Genomic DNA, 21,759 nt, shown 5'->3' with positions numbered 1-21,759 from the left:
GGTTCCGGCAGACCGGGGCCGGCTTACGCCGCCAGGAAATCCAGCAAGGTCAGGGCCACGACTTTGGTCGCCTTGCGCAGATCGTCCAGCGCAAGATTTTCATCGGCCTGCTTGGCGTTGGATTCCATCAAGGTGCGCGGACCGGCGCCATACAGCACCACCGGAATGCCATGCTCACCGTACAGGCGGGCATCGGTGTAGAGCGCCGAGCCGTTGGCTGGAATCGCTTCGCCCAACACGGCCTGCGCATTCTTTTGCACGCTGGCCAGCAGTTTTTCGTGGCCGGGCAAGGGGCGCAGGGCGCGCGCCAGCAACAGGCGCTTGATGTCGACGCGGATGCCGGGCAGGCCGGTGACCGCCGCGGCGATCATGGCGCGCACCTCGGCTTCGACCGCCGCCGGATCTTCTTCCGGAATCATGCGGCGATCCATCTTCAGCACCACTTTGCCCGGCACTACATTGGTGTTGGTGCCGCCGTCGATGCGGCCGACGATCATGGTCGGATGGGTGATGCCTGGAATGGCCGAACTGATTTTTTTGAGGTCGGGCAGCTTGGCGTAGATCGCCTGCAAAACTTTGGTTGCTGCCTGCAATGCATCGTGGCCGGTTTCCGGCATCGAACCGTGGGTGGCTTTGCCGTGCACCGTCACTTCGAATTGCAGGCAGGCGTTATGTGCGGTGACGACGTTGTAGCTGAAGCCGGGGCCGATCACCAGGTCGGGTTTGGTCAGCCGCTTTTCCAGCAGCCAGGCCGGCCCCAGCAAGCCGCCGAATTCTTCGTCGTAGGTGAAGTGCAGTTCGAGCGCGCCCTTGAGCGGCACGCCGAGCGATTCCAGCGCGCGCACGGCAAAAATGTAGGTAGCGAAATCGCCTTTGGACACCGTGGTGGCGCGGCCGTAGATACGGCCGTTTTCGATTTCTCCGCCATACGGCTGCTTGGTCCAGCCCTCGCCTGGCGGCACCACGTCGCCATGGGCGTTCAGCGCCAGCACCGGGCCGGCGCCGGCATACTGGCGGCGGATGATCAGGTTGGTGATGCTTTCCATGCCGTAGTCTTTGACGATAGCTGCCGGCACCGGATGCTTCTCGGCTTGCCAGCCCCAGGCAGTGACCAGTTCGGCTACCGCATCGGCGTGCGGCGCGTTGTTGCCGGGCGGGGTGTCGGTAGGGATGCGGACGATGGTTTGCAGGAATCCGACTTCTTCGTCAAAGTGGCCATCGATCCAGCTGGCGAGCTGTGCGGATAACGCTGTTTTAGTCATGGCGGTGGAGAGGAGAGTTGCAGGAGTACTTGATTCTACGACGTTGCCGCCATGAGAGGGAAAACGTAGGGTGGGCAGATTTCTGCCCGCGCGGAATGGCCCTCGATTATTTGCCAAGGTAGCCCGCGTGGGCACGGGTGCCCATCCTACAATCCGCCGATGTATTCGCGGTGATAGCGGTGGCCGAGGCCGGTCAGGATTTCGTAGCCGATGGTGCCGGCCAGCCGCGCCACGTCGTCGACCGGACGGTGCGGGCCGATCAGTTCGACCAGGGCGCTGGCCTGCAGCCGCTCGGCGGCGATGCCGGTGACGTCGATGGTGATCGAATCCATGGAGACGGTGCCGACCATGGGCGCCGCCCGGCCGTCGATGAACACCATGCCGCGGTTGCTCATGCCGCGCAGCCAGCCGTCGGCGTAACCGACGCCGACGGTAGCGATCTGCCGCTGTTCGGTGGCGCTGTAGCTGATGCCGTAGCCGACATGGTCGCCGTGTTCGATGGTGCGGGTTTGCAGGATGCGGCCGTGCAGGGCGGCCACCGGCTGCAGCGGATTGGCGGCTCCGGCCACTGGTGCGATACCGTACAAGGCGGCGCCGGGGCGCACCAGGTCGAACTGGTAGTCGCGGCCGAGGAAAATCCCGGAAGAATTGGCCAGGCTGGCCGGCACTTGCGGCAAGCGCTGGCGCAAGGTATTGAAGCGCGCCAGCTGGCTGGCGTTCATCGGATGGTCCTGGTGTTCGGCGCAAGCCAGGTGGCTCATCAGGAACAGCGGCGGAATGGTTTGCAGGTAGCGCGGATCGGCCAGCCAGGCTTCCGCTTCGGCCGCCGGCAACCCCATCCGCGACATGCCGCTGTCGACCTGGACGATGGCTGGCAATGGCCGCTGCAGCGTTTGCGCCAGCGCGTGCCAGCCCTGGATCTGCTGCAGGCTGTTGAGCACCGGGAGCAGGCCGTGGCTGATGAATTCCTGCTCTGCGCCGGGCGGCGGCCCGTGCAATACAAACACTTGTGCAGTAGCCGGCAAATGCGGCCGCAGCGCGATGCCCTCGTCGAGATGGGCGACAAAGAAGTGGCGGCAGCCTTCCGCCGCCAGCGCCGGCCCGACCCGTGCCGCGCCCAGGCCGTAGGCATCGGCCTTGACGGCAGCGCCGCATAGGGCCGATCCGGCTTGCTTGCGCAGCAAACGGTAGTTGCTGCGCAGGGCGTCGAGGTCGACCGTCAGGATCGCCCCTGCGTGTGCCGCTTGTGGATGCATGGTGTGTTTCGCTAAAAAACGTTTGCTGTAGTTTGCTGTATTCAGGCGTATGCCGGATGCTCGTTTTGCGCGCCGTGCTTGCTGTAGCGGCCGACCGCCAGGTCATCCGAGGCAATCGCCGGCCGCTTGCCGGAAATCAGGTCCGCCAGCAGCTGCGCCGAACCGCAAGACATGGTCCAGCCGAGCGTGCCGTGGCCGGTGTTGAGGAACAGGTTGCGGATGTGGGTGGCGCCGACGATCGGCGTGCCGTCCGGCGTCATCGGCCGCAAGCCGGTCCAGAAATTGGCGGCGGCGGTATTGCCGGCGCCCGGGAACAGGTCGTTGACCACCATCTCAAGGGTGGCGCGGCGTTTTGGCTTGAGCGTCTTGTTGAAGCCGACAATCTCCGCCATGCCGCCGACCCGGATGCGGTCGTCGAAACGGGTGATGGCGATCTTGTAGGTTTCGTCGAGCACGGTCGAGACCGGGGCCGCTTCGGCGTCGACGATCGGCACCGTGACCGAATAACCCTTCAGCGGGTACACCGGGATATCCACCAGCGAACCGAGGAAACCGGTGGAGTAGGCGCCCAGCGCTACCACGTAGCGATCGGCCTGCAGGTGTTCCGGGCCGCACTGGACGCCGGCGATCTCGCCGTTGGCCAGGGTCAGCGCATCGATCTGCAGGTTGTAGCGGAAGCGCACGCCCAGTTCTTCGGCCATCTTCGCCAGCCGGGTAGTGAACATCTGGCAGTCGCCGGTTTCATCGTTAGGCAGGCGCAATGCGCCGCTCAGCTTGTGCTTGACCGCTTCCAGCGCCGGTTCCGCCAGCGCCAGCTGGTCCGGCGTCAGCAATTCGAACGGGACGCCGGTGTCTTGCAGCACCTGGATATCCTTGGCGGCGTCGTCCAGCTGCTGCTGGCTGCGGAATACCTGCATGGTGCCGAGCTGGCGGCCTTCGTAGGCGATGCCGGTGTCGGCGCGCAGCACCTTGAAGCAGTCGCGGCTGTATTCGGCCAGGCGCACCATGCGTTCCTTGTTGACGGTATAACGGGCGGCGCTGCAGTTGCGCAGCATCTGCCACATCCAGCGCAGCTGGAACAGGGTGCCGTCGGGAGTGATCGAGAGCGGTGCGTGCTCTTGCAGCATCCACTTCAGCGCTTTCAGCGGAATCCCGGGCGCGGCCCAGGGCGAGGCGTAGCCGGGCGAGATCTGGCCGGCGTTGGCAAAACTGGTGTCTTGCGCAGGTCCCGGCAGGCGGTCGATGACCGTTACTTCGTGGCCGGCACGGGCCAGGTAATAGGCGCTGGTGACGCCGACCACGCCGCTGCCAAGAATGAGCACCCGCATCTTGATTCCCCTTAGTAGACCTGAATTCGCCTGAATTGTTTTTGATTTGCAGCAATAAGCGCTATGCTAATAGCTAATTTCCAGCATTTGTTACTGTATAAATCAATGTAATCAGGATTTAATACTAAAAATATCAGAAAATTCGGGACATGAGAATCTACAAGGAATCGAGCCGCACCCTGGACAAGCTGGACCGCCACATCTTGCGTCTGCTGCAGCAGGACGGCCGCATGTCGATGAAGGACCTGGGCGAGCAGGTCGGCTTGTCGATCACGCCGTGCATCGAACGCGTCAAGCGCATGGAGCGCGACGGCGTCATCGACGGTTATTACGCACGCGTCAACCCGGCCGCGGTCGGCGCCAAGCTGCTGGTTTTTGTCGAGATTACGCTTAATCAGAAATCGGCGCATGCGTTTGAACAGTTCCGGCGCGAAGTGTTGCGCATTCCGGAGGTGCTGGAGTGCCACCTGGTGTCGGGCGATTTCGATTACCTGATCAAGGCCCGCATCCGCGAGATGGCGGAATACCGCAAGCTGCTGGGCGACATGCTGCTGCAGTTGCCTGGGGCGGCGCAGTCCAAGAGTTATGTCGTGATGGAAGAAATCAAGGAGACGCTGGCGCTGTCCATGGAAACTAAATAGCTGCCAACGGATTGCCGCCCAAGCTGATTTCTATACGCTCCTTGCCCTTGCCGATATTCTTGCGTTTCAGCCTGAGTGCGCCGACTTCCGCGGTCGAGCGCGGATGGGTGCCGCCGCAAGCCATCCTGGCGAATCCTGCGACTTCCCAGTAGCGCCGCTGCGTGGCCTCATCGGTAAACGCAGTGACGATAGGAAGGTTGGCTTCGAGCAGGGCAGCCACTTCGGTTTCCACCTGCGGCAGCAGCACGGCGATGCTGCCTTCGTGGGCAAAATCGATGCGCCCCTTGTCGGCCGAGATATGGGCGCCGATGCGCTCTATGCCTGGCCGCAGCTTGTACACCAGCTGCAGCACCATCTCGGCGGCGAAATGCAGCCGCATCAGGCGGTAGCGGCGGTCCCAGTCGATCACGATCTCGACGTCGCTGCCTGCCTGCAGGCCATGTCCCGGCGCCAGCGTGTAGAGAATGTCCAGGCCGTCTTTTTCCGCCGACAACACGGGGTGGCCGGCGAGGGTGCCATGGTCGCTTTCCTGGCCGCCGGAAAAGGCGAAGAAAATGGTTTCCGCGAGACGGACGCGGTCATTGTCGACAGCGCTGACCTGGGTGGTGAGCGTGGTGCGGTAGGGATCTTGCCAGAAAAGCTTGCGGGTCATGGCCAGCCGGAATAATGAAAGATCCGGCAAGCATAACAAAAGGGGCGAAAAGGGAGCAAGTTCAGTGCTTGCCCCTTTTCTTGACTTCAGATCTTGCCGTCGCGGAAATCCTGGATCGCCTGTTCCACCTGCTCGCGCGTATTCATCACGAACGGCCCCCACTGGGCAATCGGTTCGTTGAGCGGCTTGCCGGCAATCAGCAGGAAACGGCTGTTGCCTTGCGCCTGCAGGCTGACGCCGGCGGCATCGGCGACATTGCTCAGGATCGCCATGCGGCCTGCCGGTGCGCTGCGGCTGTCCGCGCCAATGTTCAAGCCGCCTTCGAACACATACAGGAAGGCGTTATGGCCGGCCGGGATCGGCAAATCCAGCTGCTGGCCGCTTTCCAGCTGCACGTCCAGGTACAGCGGCTCGGTGTGCGGCCGTTGCACCGCGCCGGCGGTGCCGAAAGCGGAACCGGCAATTACTTTCACCTTGACTCCGGGCTGCGGCGAAACCTGCGGAATTTCATCGGCTTGCAGGTCGCGGTAGCTGGGAGCGACCATCTTGTCGCCCGAAGCCAGGTTGAGCCACAGCTGGAAACCGCTCATCAGGCCGTCTTCCTGTTCCGGCAGCTCGGAATGCACCAGTCCGCTGCCTGCCGTCATCCACTGTACGCCGCCGGCCTGCAGCAAACCTTCGTTGCCGGCATTGTCGCGATGGCGCATGCGCCCGGCCAGCATGTAGGTCACGGTTTCGAAGCCACGGTGCGGATGATCGGGAAAACCGGCGAGGTAGTCTTCCGGCTTGTCCGAATGGAAGTTGTCGAGCATCAGGAACGGATCGAGCCGGCGCTGCAGGTCATTGGTGAGGACCCGCACCAGGCTGACGCCCGCACCGTCCTGGGTGTCGATGCCGGTGACCAGGCGCTCGAGCTGGCGGTTGAAAACTGGTTTGTTCATGAAATTCTCCGGGCAGGTTGCGTTTATTTTTTCGAATCCGTATCGACCGCCGCCAGCATCAGCAAGGCGCCGATGATCGAGATGTTTTTCAGGAAATGATTCAGCTGGTTTTGCATGCTGGCTGGATCGGCTTGCCAGAAACGGTGCGCCGACAGGGTAGCGCCGACCGTAAACAGCGCCACGATAATTGCCGCCGGGCGCGCATTCCAGCCGGTCATGATGGCCAGTCCGCCGCCGACTTCGACCAGGATGGTGATCAGTACGGCGAAAGTGGCGAACGGGATGCCGAGGCTGCTCATGTAGCCCACCACGCCGGAAAACGCGGTAATTTTCAGGAGGCCGGAAATGACAAACAGGGAAGCCAGCAGGACCCGGCCGATGCGATACAGTGTTGGCGAAATTTGCATGATGGTTCCAGTCTTTAAAAGGAGTTTGATGTAAGTGAGTATTTGCTTTCAAGTCGCTGTATCAGCTAATGATTGCGTATCTGGTGCAGCGAACGAGACCATCTTATGCCTGTTGTCCCTGGCTGGATATTGATAATCTTGAGATAATCTATATCCAATAATTGGATATAGTGTGAATCACCATGAATATAGAACGGCTGTCGCTGGATCAATTGCGGGTATTCGCCCAAGTAGCCGACAGCGGCAGCTTCCTGGCCGCGGCGAAGGTGCTGAAGCGCGCCCAGTCGGCGGTCAGCTATGCGATCAGCACATTGGAAAGCCAGCTTGGGCTGCCGCTGTTTGACCGTGGCAGCTACCGGCCGCAGCTGACCGCGGCCGGCATCGAGCTGCTGCGCGATGCGCGCCAGGTGCTGGACCAGGTCGACGCCTTGCAGGCGCGCGCCTCCGCCTATGCGCACGGCCAGGAGCTGGAGATCACGCTGGCGCTGGATGTGTTTTTCCCGACCTCGGCCCTGGTGGCCTTGCTGGCGGATTTCCGGCTGGTCTTTCCCGGCGTTACGGTGCGCCTGGAGATCGAAGCGCTGGGTTCGGTCGCCGAGCGCGTGCTGGACGGCGTGGCGATGCTTGGCGTGCTGGGCACCTTGCCCATCGTTCCCCCCAATCTGCTGCGCATCAGCTTGCCGACGGTGCTGCTGGTGGGCGTGGCGGCGCCGGCCCATGCGCTGGCGCAGATCAGCGGCCGGATTCCCGGCCATGTGCTGGAACAGCAGGTGCAACTGGTGCTGAGCGACCGCAGCGCGCTCACCGCCAACCAGGATTTCTCGGTGCATTCTTCCTTGTCCTGGCGTATGAGCGATCTTGGCACCAAGCATGCTTTGCTGCGCGCCGGCATGGGCTGGGGTTACATGCCGCGGCACGTGGTGGCCGATGACCTGGCGAGCGGGCGGCTGGTGCGTATCCTGACTGCCGGCCATCCGCCGGAAGGGGCGGCGCTGCCGATGCAATGCGTGTACCGGCCGGATCGTGAAGTTGGACCCGCTCTCGCCTGGTGGCTAGATGCATTGGCGCAGTTGACCAGCTTCGATCCGGCCTGAGGCTTGCGCCAGGCCTGACTGTCCGGCACAATGGCAACTGCTTCGGAGATGGCATTCCTCCCTGAACCGCCGCTTTTGGCCTTGAATCCTCGCGGGTTCGCCGGTCAGACGCGGCTGATGATGCCTACAAGTTCCTGGACGGGATTTGTAGGCGCGCGCGCTTTCCTTGCCATCCAGGTTTGAGTCCTTCAAATCTAGTGCCTTTATCCATGAAAAAAACAAATTACCCTGAACAGCTGCTGATGCTGGTGTATCTCGCGCGCTGGCTGATACTGGCATCGGCAGTCGGCGCCCTGGCCGGCCTGGCGTCGGCACTGCTGCTGCTGTCGCTGGAATGGGCTACGGATACCCGCAACGCCCATCGCTGGCTGTTGTGGCTGTTGCCGCTGGCGGGGTTTGCGGTGGGGCTGGTTTATCACCTGCTGGGAAAATCGGTGGAAGGCGGCAACAATTTGCTGATCGATGAAATCCACGATCCCCAACGCATCGTGCCCAAGCGCATGGCGCCGCTGATCTTGCTGGGCACCGTGATTACCCACCTGTTTGGCGGTTCCGCCGGCCGCGAAGGCACGGCGGTGCAGATGGGCGGCGCCCTGGCCGACATGGTTACCCGCATCGGCCGGCTGGGGCCGGACGAACGCCGCATCCTTCTGATGGCGGGCATCAGCGCCGGTTTTGCTTCGGTGTTCGGCACGCCGCTGGCCGGCGCCGTGTTCGGGCTGGAAGTGCTGGCCATCGGCCGCCTGCGCTACGACGCCATCCTGCCTTGTTTCATCGCCGCCATCATCAGCGACCAGGTGCCGGCTTTGCTGGGGGTGCACCATACCCATTATGCGATTCCCCTCGTGCCCCATTTCAGCATCGGGATCTTCGCCGCGACGCTGGCGGCCGGCATCGTGTTCGGCCTGGTCGGCATGGTGTTCGCGCAAGCGACCCACGGTTTGTCGCGCCTGGTCAAGCGCCTCGTCAAATTCCCGCCGCTGCGGCCGTTCGTCGGCGGCGTGGTCGTGCTGTTGCTGGCTTTGCTGCCCGGCACGGATAAATACCTTGGCTTGGGCATTCCGACCATCGTCGAGGCTTTCGAGAAACCGCTGCCGCTGTATGACTTTGCCGGCAAGATCGTTTTCACGGTGGTGACCCTGGCTTCCGGTTTCAAGGGTGGCGAAGTGACGCCGCTGTTCTATATCGGTGCTACGCTCGGCAACGCCCTGGCGCAGCTATTGGCGATGCCGGTTCCGGTGCTGGCCGGCCTGGGGTTCGTGGCGGTTTTTGCCGGCGCCGCCAATACGCCGATTGCGTCGACCATCATGGCGATCGAATTATTCGGGCCGGAGATCGGCGTGCTGGCGGGTATTGCCTGTGTCGTCAGCTATCTGTTTTCCGGCCATACCGGGATTTATCATGCGCAGCGGATAGGCCATGGCAAACGCGGCGGCAAGACGGATAAAACCGATAGCGGGATGGAATAGAGACTGCGTAGAATCAGCCGAACTTGCGTACCGCATCCAGCGCCAGGCCGGCGCCGATGCTGCCGAACAGGTCGCCTTCCACCGCTTTTGCCGACGGCACCAGTGCCGCAATCTTGTGGCGCAGCAGCTGCACGCCGCTGGAGCCGCCGGTAAAGAATACCGTATCGACTTGCGCCGGCGTCACGCCGGCATCGCGCAGCAGGTTGCCGACGGTATCTTCCACCGTACTTACCAAATGTCCGATGCTGTCGTTGAACTGCTGGCGCGTCAGGCTCAAGGCCTGGCCGGGAGCGATACGGTCGAGGCTGAGCTGCACTGTTTCGGCGTCGGACAAACCGATCTTGCCCTGTTCCACCTGCAAGGCCAGCCAGTGGCCGGCGCGCTGTTCAACCAGGTCTAGCAGACGGCTGAATTTTTCGCGTTCGACAGTTTCACGCTGGACGTCTTTCAGCTGCAGCCAGGCCTTGCGCGTGTAGATCTGGTTGATGGTGTGCCAGGTCGCCAGGTTGAAATAATAGCTGGACGGCACTTCGCTGTTGTTCACCAGGCGGCTGCCCAGTCCCAGCATCGGCATCACGCTCGACAGGCTCAGGTATTTATCGAAATCGGTGCCGCCGATGTGCACGCCGCCGGTCGCCAGGATATCGTCGCGCCGTTCGCTGCTGGCGGCGCGCTGCGGCGACAGGCGCACCAGCGAAAAGTCGGAAGTGCCGCCGCCGATGTCGGCGATCAGCACCAGCTCTTCGCGTTCGATGCTGGATTCATAGTCGAACGCGGCGGCGATAGGTTCGTACTGGAAAGCGATGTGCTGGAAGCCGACCGAGCGGGCGATGTCCGCCAGCGTATCTTCGGCGCGCTGGTCGGCGGCCGGGTTGTCGTCGACAAAAAATACCGGGCGGCCCAGCACCACGCTCTGGAAATTTTTGCCGGCGGCGAGTTCGGCGCGGGTTTTCAGTTCGGCGATGAAATGGGTCAGCAGGGCGCGGAACGGCAGCGCACGGCCGCCGACCTCGGTCTGGGCATCGATCAGGCTGGAGCCGAGCAAGCTCTTCAGGGAACGCATCAGGCGTCCCTCGTAACCGGCCAGGTAAGCGCTCAGGGCGGCGCGGCCGAAACTGAAGGCGTCGTCTTCCGCGTTGAAGAACACCACCGACGGCAAAGTGACTTTGCCGTCTTCCAGCGGCAGCAAGGCGTTTTGTCCGGGCCTGCTCCAGCCAACTGTGGAATTAGACGTGCCGAAATCCACGCCGCAAGCATTTGACATTGCCATGCCTCACAAATGAAAAATTGGTCGGCAATGGTATACCAAACATATTGGCGATGCAGGGGAAATACGACAGGGTGTTGGAAAATTGCGAATCGATGTGTTGGTGTGCGGCAATGTCACCAGCGCGAGAAATGTTCCTCGGTTACGCCCACCAGGTGTTCCACCGGGCGCGGCGCGGCGCCGGGCTCCGGTTTGACCCAGCCGCTGAAACTGCCTATCGGCTGGATATAGCGGGTGGCGGCGACCAGCAGGTTCTTGTTTTCGCGGCGCGCCCCTTCCGGCATGAATTGCAGGTCGAGCAGGCCGTCGTCGGTGTAGATGTGCCAGGGCGCCAGTGGCGCCGCCAGGTCGTACTCGAAGCGCACGTGGCCGAGAGCATGCAGCTGGCCGTCCAGCCACAGCACGTTTTCCTGCTTGCCGAAATAACCGGCTTGCAGGTTGAAGCCGATATCCAGGCCGTGGGCCGAAGCCCAGCGCCATTCGGTATTGCGCGCCAGCAGGCCGTTGGAATAGTCGAAGCTGGCGACGCCGCCATCCAGCGCAAAGCGTTCGTCACCCACGCGTACTTCGCCGGTGAGCGGCATGCCGGGCGATTTCTGGGTAGCGTGCACCGAGCCGTGCACAATCGGCCCGACGGCCAGGAACAAAGGAGCAGCCTGGCCGGCGTCGAATTCGGCCTCAAGTTCGAACTGTTCGCACTGCACGCTGAGCTGGTACATGCCGCCGCTTTGATCGCCCGCGGCTGGCGGCTGGTAGTCGATGCGGTTGCCGAAACAATGGAAGCGGCTGGCGCCGTCCGGCCGGTCACTGACCCTGGCGCTCAGGCCCGGTATGCCGTCTTGCGAAAAACCGGCGATCTGCTTGCCTTGCTGGCGGTCGAAGACATAGGCGAAAGCGGTATTGGTCCAGCCGACGTCGACAATCGCGATGCCGCACAGCAGCTGCGGCGTCGACAGCGCCACGTACTGCCAGCGTTTGTGATGGAAGCGCCGCCACAGCTTGCCACGCGCATAGGGCGGGGCCAAGGTCGACCAGTCGATGGTCCCGGTCTGGCCGGCATAACGTCCCATGCAAGGCTGGCCGTCGGCAGCGATGACATTGGCCGGAGCCGCGGGCAGGGACACGGGGATCATGGAAAGCGGCACCGCATCGCCAAGGCTGCCGGGCCGCCGGCGCCTGGTTTGCGCTGGATCGTCATGCTGGGATGGCTGGTGGGGCGGCTCGATGGCACGGTGTCTCCTGGCGGATAGGCGGGGAATGTCTGCTGCATTCTAGCAATGCATGTTACGGACGGCCCGGCTTTCTGTCCACTGTATAAGATACCGGCTCGTTATAGCTCGCGTGACCCATTACAATGGCGGGTTAGGCTTTAATTTATACAATTACGCCGCCGGCAATATCGCCAGGCGCCAATACACGATATATTTTCATTTTTACAACGCATTTACGTAACGCACTTTGGTAACCAAGGCAGGCAACCCGATTGTTTTTTGAACCAGACCGACTTAATTTTTTCCGGCCGCTGGCCGGCAAGCACCGCGGCGTGGTGGTGGCTTGCGTGCGCGCGCTGTATGAGCGGCTGCATGGTCCCAGCGCCGACTACGGTCAGAACCTGACGCGCGACGGCTTGCGCGACCTGCTGCTGCCGGTGGTGCAGGAATCGCGCCAGGTTTTGCTGGCGCAGGAAGAGGCGGCAGCGAACATGGAGCTGGCCGAGGACGATTTGATTCCCGCCGGCGCCGACGACCAGCAAAGCAGCAGCGCGCTGCTGCGCACCTTGCTCAGGGACGGTTGGCTGGAAACCTTCGGCGACCGCGCCGGCCTGGTCACCGCCTATCGTTTCACGCGCGCCGGCAAGCTGTTTGCCGAGGCGTTCTGGGCCATAGACCGGCGCAGCGCCCGCACCCGCCAGCGCAACGTGCGCAGCTGCCGCAATGCACTCAACGCCGCGCTGCGCAATGTCGACGCCTATGATCTGATCGATGCCTACGACTATGCCGAAAAAGTCATCAGCGATTTGTCGGAAGGCGTCGATTATTTCCAGGAACTGGTGCGGCGCCTGATGCTGGAAGCCTCGCAAACGCCGTGGGACGGTTTCATGGAATTCCTCGACCGTTTCGAGAAAGAATTCAAGAAACAGCTCACCGCCGACAGCATCGAACGGCACCGGCAGGCGATCCGCGACGTGATCGCTCGCTTGCACAGCCTGGAGCATGACAAGTCGCAGGCGCTGGAAGACCAGCTCAACGACATCGCGCGCTGGGCCAGCCAGGAACGGCAAGGAGCGTCGACGCTGGAATGGATGCTGGACCGCATCGAAGAAATGGTGGAAGCGGCTTGCACCACCAAACATCCGGAGCTGATCAAGGCCATGAGCGTCTACATGCAGCGCGCCGCCAGCATCGTGCAGCAGGCGCTGATGCTGCGCGGCGGCCAGACCCGGCAAGCCTACAGCCTGGCCATCAGCCAGACCGCCAGGCTCGGCGGCGCGGCCCAGGACGCCTTGCTGGAGCGCATCGGCGCCGCCATCGCGCCGGCGGAAATCCGCCTGCTCGATCCGGCCGGCTTCAAGCTGCGCAGCGCCTCGCAACGGCGCAAGGCCCTGACGGTGACAGCGCAGCCGAAAGTGACGCGCGACGCCCGGCTGGCGGCGGCCATGTACCGCGCCGAAGCCGATGCCTTCGCCTTGTCCAACGACGACATCGTGCACCGTATCCGCGCCGAACTGCGTCTGCGCGACCGGCCGATCCGGCTGTCGACCCTGCCGGCGGCGACCACCACCGACGTCCTCAACAACATGCAAGTGGTGGAAGCCGTGCGCGGCGCGCGCGACGACCGGCTCACCGTGCAGAAACTGCCGAGCAAGCTCTGGAACGAGTTTTATGCCGGCGACGATTACCAGATCGAGATGAAACATGACCCTGAATGAAACACTGAACCAGCAGCTGGCGCTGCAGAGCTTGTCGCTGGAACGTTTCCGCGAAATCGTCGGACGCCTGTTCGCGGCCGGCATCGTGCTGCGCGAAGAAGACGGCGTCGAGCAGCGCCTGTACGACGATGCGCGCCGCATCGAAACCTGCCTGGGCGATTATTTCCAGCTCGGCGGCTTCCGCCTTGAGCACAACCTCAAGGGTGAATTCTTCCGTCTGTATGCACCTGGCGCCGAAGTGCCGGGTTTGCCGGAAGACGGGCTGGAACCGGTGCCGGGTTTGCGCGCCCGGCTGTCGCCGGATTTTGTCGCGGCGGCGCTGGCGCTGCGTTTCCAGTACCAGCAAGGTTTGTCCGAAGGCGGTAGCCGCCTGACCGATGCCGGCGAGGTGCTGACGCGCTTCGAGGAATTGTCGGCCACGCTGCAGACGCAGCTGAAGCGCGCGCTGCCGCCAACCAATATCGAACGGCAACGCTTGCTCAACGATCTCAAGCGCCATCGCCTGATCCGGCTGGCGGCGAATTTTTCCATGGACGATGAAGACGCCCTGTTGGCGATCCGGCCGACCATCCTGGGCATCATCAGCGACGACATGCTGGAAGCCGCATTGGAGTCGGAGCCGCTGCCGGCCGGCGCCGAGACAGAGGCGGCCGACCTGCAAGCCGTGGCAGAAGAAAGCATTGAAGGAAATATCGAATGAAGCTGGACAAACTGATCCTGGTGAACTGGGGCGCCTTGCGCTCGCAGGAATACCCGATGGGCAACATGACTTTGCTGACCGGCCCCACCGGTTCCGGCAAATCGACCATGCTGGACGCCTTGCAAACCGTCATGACGGCGGTGTACCAGAATATTTTCAGCTACAACCCGGGCCAGGATGAGACCACCCAGGGCGCGCGCAACGGCAAGACCAAGCGCACTTTGTGGTCTTACATCGTCGGCGCCGAGGATAACCTGTTCGCCCGTCCCAATGGCGCGCACGGCTATATCGCCGCGGTATTCAAGCCGAGCGAGGGCGAAGAGGGGCGCGAATTCACCGCGCTGGTGGCGGCTTCGGCCCGCGTCGACGGCGCCGGCGAACGGCGCCAGGCGGTGTCGGAGCGGCTGGCCTTGCTGATCATCGATGGCGCCGCATTACAGCTGGGCGACCTGACGTCGACCGAGATCGACGGCGCCATGGCGGTGGTGGCGGTGGAAAAGATCGAGCACCACCTGGCCGGGAAATACCGCGGCATCACCAATTTCCGCGATAGCAAGCGCGAATACCTGTGCCAGTTGTACGGCCGTTTCCGCGGCCAGAAAACCGTCTCCTTCGCCGAAGCCGAGAGCGCCGCCCGGGCCTGGAGCCAGTCGATCGCCCACAAACCTATCGGCAGCGTCGACGACCTGGTCAAGCACCAGATCCTGGAACTCGACACCAGCCAGCTGTCGCAGCGTATCGGCCAGATCAGCAAGCTGATGCGCCAGGTCAACGAATTGCGCAAAGAAGGCGAGCGCCTGAGCGACAACGTCAAGCGCCTGGAGCTGCTCGGCACAGCCGTCGGCGATACCGCGCGCGCACACCAGTCCGCCAGCCAGTCGCAACTGCTGGTGTCGTCGCTGGCCTTGCGCGAAGACCAGCGCCAGCTGGAAGCCGCAACCTCGGCCATCGAGGGATTGCAGGCGCTGATCAGCGATGAAACCGAAAGCGCCGATAAGCTGGAGCAGGACCGCGGCGCCAAGAACCGCAGCCTGACGCAGATCCACGCGCAGATGATGGGCATCCCGGCTGCTGAACAAAAATCGAGGATCCAGAACCAGATCGAACAGAACGACGGCAAGATCAAGACGGTGTTCGGTTCGCTGCAGCACAATGCGCTGGCCGCCCAGCAGCTGGAAAGCGCGGCGCGCAATGTGGCCGGCATGCAGATTCCGCCGGAGCAGAAGGAAATTGCCGACGCCGCCCGCCAGGTAGTGTTGGCGCTGTCGGCGGCCGGCACGCTGGACCTTGCTAGCCATTTGCGCAGCATAGGCGAACTGGCCAGGTCCGAAGAAGTGGACGTGCTGAAATCGCTGATGCTGGTCAACGACTTTGAAGGTGTTGATGCCGCCCTCGGCAAACTGCATGGCGCGCTGGCCGGCACCGAGCATAGTTTCGTCTCGGCCTTGCATACGCAGATTGCGCAGCTGCGCGCCGCCGAGCATGACGCCTTGCGCCACGAAAAAGACGCCGCTTCGCGCAAAGCCAACCTGGCCGAAGGCGGCGCCGATTATCCGCAGCATATCCGCCATGCCCTGAAAGAATTCCGTGCCGAGCTGGCAGCCGCGCGCGCCCAGGTGCTGTGCGACCTGGTAGAACCCGTCTCGGCGGAATGGCAGCCGGCAATCGAAGGTTACCTGGGCGGCGCCCGTTTCAACCTGGTGGTCGACCAGGCATGGGAAGGCAAGGCCATCGATTTCGTGCGGCAGAAAAAACTGCGCGCCAATGTGATCCAGGGCAGTTTTTGCCTGAAAAACCTGAAAGTGGAAAGAACCCCCAGCGACTCGATCGTGCACGAACTCAGCACCGAGCACCCGATTGCCCATGCCTACCTGCACGACCAGTTCGGCCAGGTGGTCAAGGTCGCCGATACCGAGGCCCTGCGCCATGCCTCGCGCGGTCTGACCAGGGATGGCAAGGGCAGCGGCTCGCGCACCATGTTCACCGCCGACACCGACCTGCTGGTGTTCGGCCAGGAAGCCAAGCGTCTCGCCAAGCAGCGCGCCGAACAGGAGCATGCACAGGCCGAACGCGAACTGACCCAGGTGCGCACCCAGTTGCGCGAGCTGCAGGGCGCGCTGGCCTTGATGGGGCAATTGCAATGCCCGTCGTTTGCCGCAATCGACGAACTGGAGAACCTGGTGCGCGAGCTCGACGCTGCCCGCCAGGACCTGAGCCGGCTCGACCTGACCCAGGTCAGCAAACTGGAAGATGAAGCCGAAGCCTTGGGCATCGAAATCGCCGCCCTGGAAGCGCGCAAGACGGCTTGCAGCAAGAATATCGGCGGCCATGAAAAAGCCATACAAGGCCATCAGGCTGCGCTGACGCGCCTGCATTTCGGCATGGGAGCCAAACAGGCGCGGGTCGACAGCGATACCGAAAAACTGCGCGACCTGTGCATTGTCAACGGCAGCCTGTCTTTCACCGCGCTGACGGACGCAGTCGCGGCCTGGGTCGATGAGGGCACTTATTCGCAGTCGCAGGCATCGAATAATGTCGCCAAACAGACGGCGTTGAGCTGGCAGCTATACGGCGATGCGCGCAACGCCCTGGGCGAATATCACGCCCATGCGCGTATCGACGAACGCTTTGAAGTGACCCAGGGCGACGATCTGCGCGACGGCGATTTCACGCCTTTGTATGCGCTGATGGTGACTTTGCAGGAACGTACCCGCGCCCAGCTGACGCGGCAGAAAGATATCGGCCTGATCAAGAACCTGGAGCAGCTGCGCACCGCCGAAGCTTCGTTCAACGATGTATTCACCAAGCAGTTCTGCTACGAAATCCGCAACGCCGTCGATACCGGCGTGCGTACCTTGAAGACGCTTAATACCGAACTCGACAAACTCAAGTTCGGCACCGACAAATTCCGCATCGACTGGTCGGAATGGGTGCCGGAATTCAAGGCTTATTACGATTTCTTCTGCGCCACTTCCGAGATGGCGGATACGCAGGAAGCCGGCAATCTGTTTGCCGATCCGGTCTTGAGCGTGGACAACTGCCAGGTGCGTGACCGGCTGGTGCAATTGCTGCTGTCCGACGACGAAGACAAGGCGGTCAAGGAATTGCAGCGGGTTGCCGACTACCGCAACTACCGTCGCTACGAAATCTACAAGGAGTCGGATACCGGGTCTCATGTCCGCTTGTCTGAATGGGGCACCGGTTCCGGCGGCCAGCTGGAGACGCCGGCTTACATCATTCACGCCGCGGTTGTCACCAACCGCCTCAAACGCTTCGAGAAGGGCAACAGCCTGCACCTGCTGGTCAACGACGAATCATTTGCCAAGATGGATGAAGGGCGCGCTCGCGATGTCTTGAAATTCCTGCGTGACAATCTCGGCATGCAACTGATCTGCGCCATGCCGACCAAACATGCCGGCGCCATCAAGCCGGAATTTTCGCGCGAATGGAGCTTCAGCCGGACGGTGGCGGATGGCAACGGTGAAGTCGGGTTTGTTTCGGAATCGGACGAACGCGAACTGCGCTCGGACAAGCTGCGCGAACTGTGGGAATTGCGGCGAGCCCAGGTGCGCGAGCAGGCGCAGATCAATTTCGAGGCGGCCGAGCAGGCTGCCTGAACGAGGGTAATTACCCTGACATTAAACTGGGTTAGACTGGCGCGATCGGCTACCTTGGAGAAAAGCTCATGGCAATTCCCGCTCATCCCTCCCTGTTTGTGTCGCTCGGCATCGCCGCGCTGGTAGTCTGGCGCCTGTATTCCCGGATCCGGCGCATGGTCGGCCGGCAGAAGCTGTCGAATGTGAGGCCGTGGATCACCATCTGCCTGTTTACCTGGCTGATGGGCATGCTGTCCTTTGCTTCCCTGGCGCATGCGGATCATCTGGCGGCGATCGCCGGCGGCATCGCCTTGGGTATCGGGCTGGGTATTTACGGCCATCGCCTCACCAGATTCGAACAAACGCCTGAGGGCCTGTTCTACACGCCCAGCGCCCACCTGGGCATCGCGCTGTCGTTGCTGTTCGTCGGCCGCATCGTCTATCGCCTGGCCCAGTTCTACCTGGCGCCCGGGCCGCAGGTCTGGACCCCGAGCCAGTTTTCCAGCAGCCCGCTGACCCTGCTGATCTTCGGCATCCTGGCAGCCTACTATGTCACCTACGCTATCGGCCTGCTGCGCTGGCGCCATGGCCTCAGGCCGGGCAATGCCGCGCCTGCCGCGGGACCGGAAAATACCTGATCCACCGACCCTTTTTGCCAAATGAAAGGAAAGCCCTTGTCTGCTCCTGTTCCTGTATTAAAAATGCTGCGCCAGACCGTTTGCGCCGTACTGGCCGGCGCCGCCTTGATGACGACCGCCGGCGCGGCGCCGCTGGCGAAGAGCCATTGCCTGAGCGAATGCAAACCACGCATCGGCATCGTCTCGGCGTTCGGCGCCGAGGCCGATATCCTGCTGGAACAGACGCAGAAAAAGCGTGACTGGAAAATCAACGGCAACCGGTTTACTACAGGTGAACTGCGCGGCAACCAGGTGGTGATAGTGCTGAGCGGCGTCAGCCTGGTGAACGCCACCATGGTGACGCAGCTGATGATGGATCATTTCCGTGTCGAACGCCTTCTGATGAGCGGCATCGCCGGCGGCGTCGATCCGTCCAGCCATGTCGGCGATGTCACCGTACCTGAGAGCTGGGCGATGCCGATGGAAGTCTACTGGAACGGTGACGGCAGCCTGCCTGCGCCGTGCGGCGCGGCTGGCGACGTCAGCTGCCTGGGCGTCAAGCTGGCGGCTGACAACGGCAAGCCGCGCCCGGATTTCAAGTTCGATACGCCCAGCGGTCCGGTCAGCAGCGGACTGTTCATGCGCGACAATTTCGTGATGAACGCGACCAATGCGCCGCAAGGCGAATTCCGCTTCGAGTTCCAGGCAGATCCCGAAATGCTGGCGCTGGTCCGTACCCTGAAACCGGCGCTGGCGAAATGCGGTCCGAAAAATCCATCGTTGTGCGTCAGTGTCCAGCCTGAGTTGCGGGTTGGCGGCCGTGGTGTTTCCGGCAGCGCTTTCCTGGCCAATCCCGGTTACCGGGCCTATCTGTTCGATAACCTGCAGGCGCAGGTGGTGGATATGGAAACCGCTGCTTTTGCCCAGGTGGCTTACGCCAACCGCGTTCCTTTTATCGCTTTCCGCAGCTTGTCGGACCTGGCCGGAGGCAATGATTTCAAGGATGTCGGCGCTTTCTTCGGCAGCGGCCTGGCGGAAACCAACGAGGCGAATGTGACGCTGGCTTTCCTGGAAGCCTGGAGCCGCCGCAACCGGCGTTGAGCTGTTTTCCCCATAAAAAAAGACAGCCGCGGCTGTCTTTTTTTGTTCAAGCCCCCCGTCGGGGCCATCGCGTTTATTTGAACAGCAAGCGGATCGAATCCCAGGCGCGGCCGAAGATGGTGGCCTGGTTCACGTCTTCCAGCGCCACTACCGGGAACTCGGCAATGGTCTTGCCGTCGGCGTTCACCTTGACGGTGCCGACCTTGGCATTCTGCTGGATCGGCGCGATCAGCGGATCGGTGCGTTCCAGCACCGGCTTGATCTTGTCGGCGATGCCCTTCGGCACGGTCACGTAGACGTCATGCGTGAAGCCGATCTTGATCTGGCTCTTGGCGCCTTTCCAGACTTGCGGCGTATCGATGGCCTGGCCCTTGGCATACAGCTTGACTGCGTCGAAGTTCTGGAAGCCCCAGTTCAGCAGCTTTTGCGCTTCCTGGGTGCGGGTGCCGTCGGAATTGGTGCCGATCACGACCGCCAGCAAACGGCGGTCGCCGCCTGCATTCGGGCGCTTGGCGCTGGCGATGATGGAATAGCCGGCGCTGCTGGTGTGGCCGGTCTTCATGCCGTCGACGGTCGGATCCAGCCACAGCAGGCGGTTGCGGTTAGGCTGGGTGATCTTGTTGTAGGTGTATTTCTTGGTCGAGTCGATCTTGTAGAACTCGGGGAAGTCGACGATCACGTGGGCCGCCAGCGTCGCCAGGTCGCGCGCGGTCGAGTAGGTGTCTGCGCTCGGCAAGCCGTGCGGATTGCCGAAGTGCGTCGATTTCATGCCCATGCGTTCGGCTTCGTGGTTCATCAGCGCGACGAAGGAATCTTCGGTACCGGCCACGGCTTCCGCCAGCGCCACCGCGGCGTCGTTGCCCGACACCACCATCAGGCCGTACAGCAGGTCGTTGATGGAGACCGGCGTATTCGGTTCGATGAACATCTTGGAGCTGCTGGGATCGACCTTCCAGGCGCGTACCGAAACATTGACCATCTGGTCGAGGGTGATTTTCTTGTCCTTGAGCGCATCAAAGACCACATAGGCGGTCATGATCTTGGCCAGCGAAGCCGGTTCGATGCGCATGTCCGGATCTTGCGACGCCACTACCTGGTTACTGGTGGTGTCGAGCAGCAGCCACGATTTGGCGGCCACTGTCGGCGGCGGCAATGTCTGGGCAAAGGCTACGGATATGGAGAGGACAGTGGCAGCGAGCGCCGCGAGTATTTTTTTCATGGAGTTTCGAGTAATGAAATCAGTAGCAACAAACTTGCATCATGTGAACAACGAGTGTGGACGATGAGCAACTTTATCTGCGTAAGGGGTTGAAAAATGCGTAAGCGGAGGCGGCAAGCAAACAACCGCAAACAACCATGCCGACAGAATTATAGCGCCACCGCCTCCCCGGACGGCTTAAACGCTAAACGAGCCTGCTTCGAGTTTGCTTGTTCAGCGCTTAAACCACGGTCTGTCAGCGACGCCACATTTCGACCATGAGATTCTTGATATGTTGCAGCCGGCGGTGAAAAAAATGATCGGCGCCGGGAATCACGATCACCGGGATGTCCTGCGGGCGCGCCCATTCGAATACCGCGCTGAGCGGAATCGTATCGTCCAGTTCGCCGTGGATCAGGATGCTGTTGGCCGGCACGGTCGGCATGGGCCACTTGCCGGCAGCTGTACCGACCAGCACCAGCCGTTCGGCCGGCGCTCCGGCCGCCTCCAGGCGCTGCTGCAATTGCGCCTGCACGAAGGTACCGAACGAAAATCCGCCCAGCGTCAGCGGCAGGTCGGGATATTGCCGGCGCATGTGGGCCAGCAGCAGGGCCATGTCGTCGGTCTCGCCGCGGCCTTCGTCATGCGTACCTTCGGATTTGCCGACGCCGCGGAAATTCATGCGCACCGTGACATATCCCAGCGCCAGGAAGCCGCGCGCCAGCGTATGCACCACCTTGTTGTCCATGGTGCCGCCGAACAGCGGATGGGGATGGGCCACTAGCGCCAGGCCGCGCGGCGCGGCGAAGATTGCGGGATCCGGCAGGTCTAGTGCACATTCGAGCTGGCCGACCGCGCCGGCGATGAAAAAGGGAAGCGTTTGGGCATTCATTGCATTGATGATTCTGAGTGATGGTGACGGAATGCGTGCTGCTTAGATTTTCAGGCGTTCGACAATCTTGCCGCCGACGATATGGACATCGATGATTTCGTCGATATCTTCATTGTCGACGTAGGTATACCAGACGCCCTCCGGATAAATCACCAGCGCCGGTCCCTCTTCGCAGCGCTCGAGGCAGCCGGCCTTGTTGATCCGTACCTTGCCTTCGCCGGCCAGGCCGAGCTGCTTGACGCGGCGCTTGGCATGTTCCTGCGCAGCCTGCGCGCCGGCGTTGGCGCAGCAGACGCGTTCGCCCGGTTCGCGCTGGTTCAGGCAAAAAAATACGTGGTGTTCGTAAAACGGCTTATCGCTCATGGCAGGATTCTGGAATAGTTGACCAATACAGACGGGAATCATACAC

At 62.2% G+C, this 21,759-nt stretch carries 19 protein-coding genes and 1 riboswitch; of the genes, 8 read left to right on the top strand and 11 right to left on the bottom strand.

Annotated features, from left to right (window positions below):
• Positions 1 to 23 precede the first annotated feature (23 nt).
• The 3 genes from CFter6_RS23560 to CFter6_RS23550 form a co-directional block, all read right to left on the bottom strand.
• Positions 24 to 1,262: an ArgE/DapE family deacylase gene (locus tag CFter6_RS23560; RefSeq protein WP_061541960.1), complete on the bottom strand. Its 1,239-nt coding sequence runs from the start codon at positions 1,260 to 1,262 to the stop codon at positions 24 to 26.
• 146 nt (positions 1,263 to 1,408) lie between these two features.
• Positions 1,409 to 2,518, bottom strand: a complete 1,110-nt coding sequence (alr, locus tag CFter6_RS23555; protein ID WP_061541959.1) for an alanine racemase — start codon at positions 2,516 to 2,518, stop codon at positions 1,409 to 1,411.
• Between the two features lie 41 nt (positions 2,519 to 2,559).
• Positions 2,560 to 3,846, bottom strand: a complete 1,287-nt coding sequence (locus CFter6_RS23550; RefSeq protein ID WP_061541958.1) for a D-amino acid dehydrogenase — start codon at positions 3,844 to 3,846, stop codon at positions 2,560 to 2,562.
• Between the two features lie 149 nt (positions 3,847 to 3,995).
• Between CFter6_RS23550 and CFter6_RS23545 the strand changes: the two genes are divergently transcribed.
• The gene (locus tag CFter6_RS23545; protein WP_014008198.1) at positions 3,996 to 4,487 is read left to right on the top strand and encodes an Lrp/AsnC ligand binding domain-containing protein; all 492 of its coding nucleotides are present in this window, start codon (positions 3,996 to 3,998) and stop codon (positions 4,485 to 4,487) included.
• Here CFter6_RS23545 and CFter6_RS23540 read toward each other — a convergent pair.
• The 3 genes from CFter6_RS23540 to CFter6_RS23530 all read right to left on the bottom strand — a co-directional run bounded on the left by CFter6_RS23540 (position 4,480) and on the right by CFter6_RS23530 (position 6,487).
• Positions 4,480 to 5,139, bottom strand: a complete 660-nt coding sequence (locus CFter6_RS23540; protein WP_061541957.1) for an alanyl-tRNA editing protein — start codon at positions 5,137 to 5,139, stop codon at positions 4,480 to 4,482. The two genes, CFter6_RS23545 and CFter6_RS23540, sit on opposite strands and share 8 nt — an antisense overlap.
• An 86-nt stretch (positions 5,140 to 5,225) precedes the next feature.
• Positions 5,226 to 6,080 (bottom strand): pirin family protein, encoded by an 855-nt coding sequence (locus tag CFter6_RS23535; protein WP_061541956.1) that lies wholly within the window; start codon positions 6,078 to 6,080, stop codon positions 5,226 to 5,228.
• A 23-nt stretch (positions 6,081 to 6,103) separates the two neighbouring features.
• Positions 6,104 to 6,487: a DoxX family protein gene (locus CFter6_RS23530; protein WP_061541955.1), complete on the bottom strand. Its 384-nt coding sequence runs from the start codon at positions 6,485 to 6,487 to the stop codon at positions 6,104 to 6,106.
• A 182-nt stretch (positions 6,488 to 6,669) separates the two neighbouring features.
• Between CFter6_RS23530 and CFter6_RS23525 the strand changes: the two genes are divergently transcribed.
• Together CFter6_RS23525 and CFter6_RS23520 are read left to right on the top strand one after the other, a co-directional pair.
• Positions 6,670 to 7,581: a LysR family transcriptional regulator gene (locus CFter6_RS23525; RefSeq protein ID WP_061541954.1), complete on the top strand. Its 912-nt coding sequence runs from the start codon at positions 6,670 to 6,672 to the stop codon at positions 7,579 to 7,581.
• Between the two features lie 35 nt (positions 7,582 to 7,616).
• Positions 7,617 to 7,715, top strand: a riboswitch (Fluoride riboswitch).
• Between the two features lie 75 nt (positions 7,716 to 7,790).
• The gene (locus CFter6_RS23520; protein ID WP_061541953.1) at positions 7,791 to 9,050 is read left to right on the top strand and encodes a voltage-gated chloride channel family protein; all 1,260 of its coding nucleotides are present in this window, start codon (positions 7,791 to 7,793) and stop codon (positions 9,048 to 9,050) included.
• 13 nt (positions 9,051 to 9,063) lie between these two features.
• Here CFter6_RS23520 and CFter6_RS23515 read toward each other — a convergent pair whose 3' ends face one another.
• Together CFter6_RS23515 and CFter6_RS23510 are read right to left on the bottom strand one after the other, a co-directional pair.
• Positions 9,064 to 10,314, bottom strand: coding sequence for an Hsp70 family protein (locus CFter6_RS23515; protein ID WP_061541952.1), 1,251 nt, complete (start codon positions 10,312 to 10,314; stop codon positions 9,064 to 9,066).
• A 119-nt stretch (positions 10,315 to 10,433) separates the two neighbouring features.
• Complete coding sequence (locus CFter6_RS23510) at positions 10,434 to 11,450, bottom strand: DUF2804 domain-containing protein (RefSeq protein ID WP_236904462.1); 1,017 nt, start codon at positions 11,448 to 11,450, stop codon at positions 10,434 to 10,436.
• A gap of 350 nt (positions 11,451 to 11,800) precedes the next feature.
• On the opposite strand from CFter6_RS23510, the gene CFter6_RS23505 reads away from it, so the two are divergent.
• The 5 genes from CFter6_RS23505 (at position 11,801) to CFter6_RS23485 (ending at position 19,260) form a co-directional block, all read left to right on the top strand.
• Complete coding sequence (locus CFter6_RS23505) at positions 11,801 to 13,246, top strand: Wadjet anti-phage system protein JetA family protein (RefSeq protein WP_061541951.1); 1,446 nt, start codon at positions 11,801 to 11,803, stop codon at positions 13,244 to 13,246.
• Positions 13,233 to 13,946: a DUF4194 domain-containing protein gene (locus tag CFter6_RS23500; RefSeq protein WP_082814955.1), complete on the top strand. Its 714-nt coding sequence runs from the start codon at positions 13,233 to 13,235 to the stop codon at positions 13,944 to 13,946. Before CFter6_RS23505 ends, CFter6_RS23500 begins: the two co-directional genes overlap by 14 nt.
• Positions 13,943 to 17,563, top strand: a complete 3,621-nt coding sequence (locus tag CFter6_RS23495; protein ID WP_061541950.1) for an ATP-binding protein — start codon at positions 13,943 to 13,945, stop codon at positions 17,561 to 17,563. The genes CFter6_RS23500 and CFter6_RS23495 overlap by 4 nt, the downstream gene beginning before the upstream one ends.
• A 68-nt stretch (positions 17,564 to 17,631) precedes the next feature.
• Positions 17,632 to 18,180 carry a CcdC protein domain-containing protein gene (locus CFter6_RS23490; protein ID WP_061541949.1) on the top strand — a complete coding sequence of 183 codons (549 nt, stop codon included), beginning with the start codon at positions 17,632 to 17,634 and terminating at the stop codon, positions 18,178 to 18,180.
• 36 nt (positions 18,181 to 18,216) lie between these two features.
• Positions 18,217 to 19,260: a 5'-methylthioadenosine/S-adenosylhomocysteine nucleosidase gene (locus tag CFter6_RS23485; protein ID WP_236904461.1), complete on the top strand. Its 1,044-nt coding sequence runs from the start codon at positions 18,217 to 18,219 to the stop codon at positions 19,258 to 19,260.
• Between the two features lie 73 nt (positions 19,261 to 19,333).
• Here the strand turns inward: CFter6_RS23485 and CFter6_RS23480 are convergent, their stop codons facing one another.
• The 3 genes from CFter6_RS23480 to CFter6_RS23470 all read right to left on the bottom strand — a co-directional run bounded on the left by CFter6_RS23480 (position 19,334) and on the right by CFter6_RS23470 (position 21,713).
• A complete protein-coding gene (locus tag CFter6_RS23480) occupies positions 19,334 to 20,479 on the bottom strand; it encodes a D-alanyl-D-alanine carboxypeptidase family protein (RefSeq protein WP_061541947.1) in 1,146 nt (381 codons plus the stop codon).
• A gap of 235 nt (positions 20,480 to 20,714) precedes the next feature.
• A complete protein-coding gene (locus CFter6_RS23475; protein ID WP_061541946.1) occupies positions 20,715 to 21,350 on the bottom strand; it encodes an alpha/beta hydrolase in 636 nt (211 codons plus the stop codon).
• A 42-nt stretch (positions 21,351 to 21,392) separates the two neighbouring features.
• On the bottom strand, positions 21,393 to 21,713 hold the full coding sequence (locus CFter6_RS23470) for a (2Fe-2S) ferredoxin domain-containing protein (protein WP_041742684.1): 321 nt from the start codon (positions 21,711 to 21,713) through the stop codon (positions 21,393 to 21,395).
• Between the last annotated feature and the right edge of the window lie 46 nt (positions 21,714 to 21,759).

The sequence above is a fragment of the Collimonas fungivorans genome, from assembly GCF_001584145.1.
Taxonomy (GTDB): Bacteria; Pseudomonadota; Gammaproteobacteria; order Burkholderiales; family Burkholderiaceae_D; genus Collimonas; species Collimonas fungivorans.
This window is presented reverse-complemented; position numbering and strand designations above follow the sequence as displayed.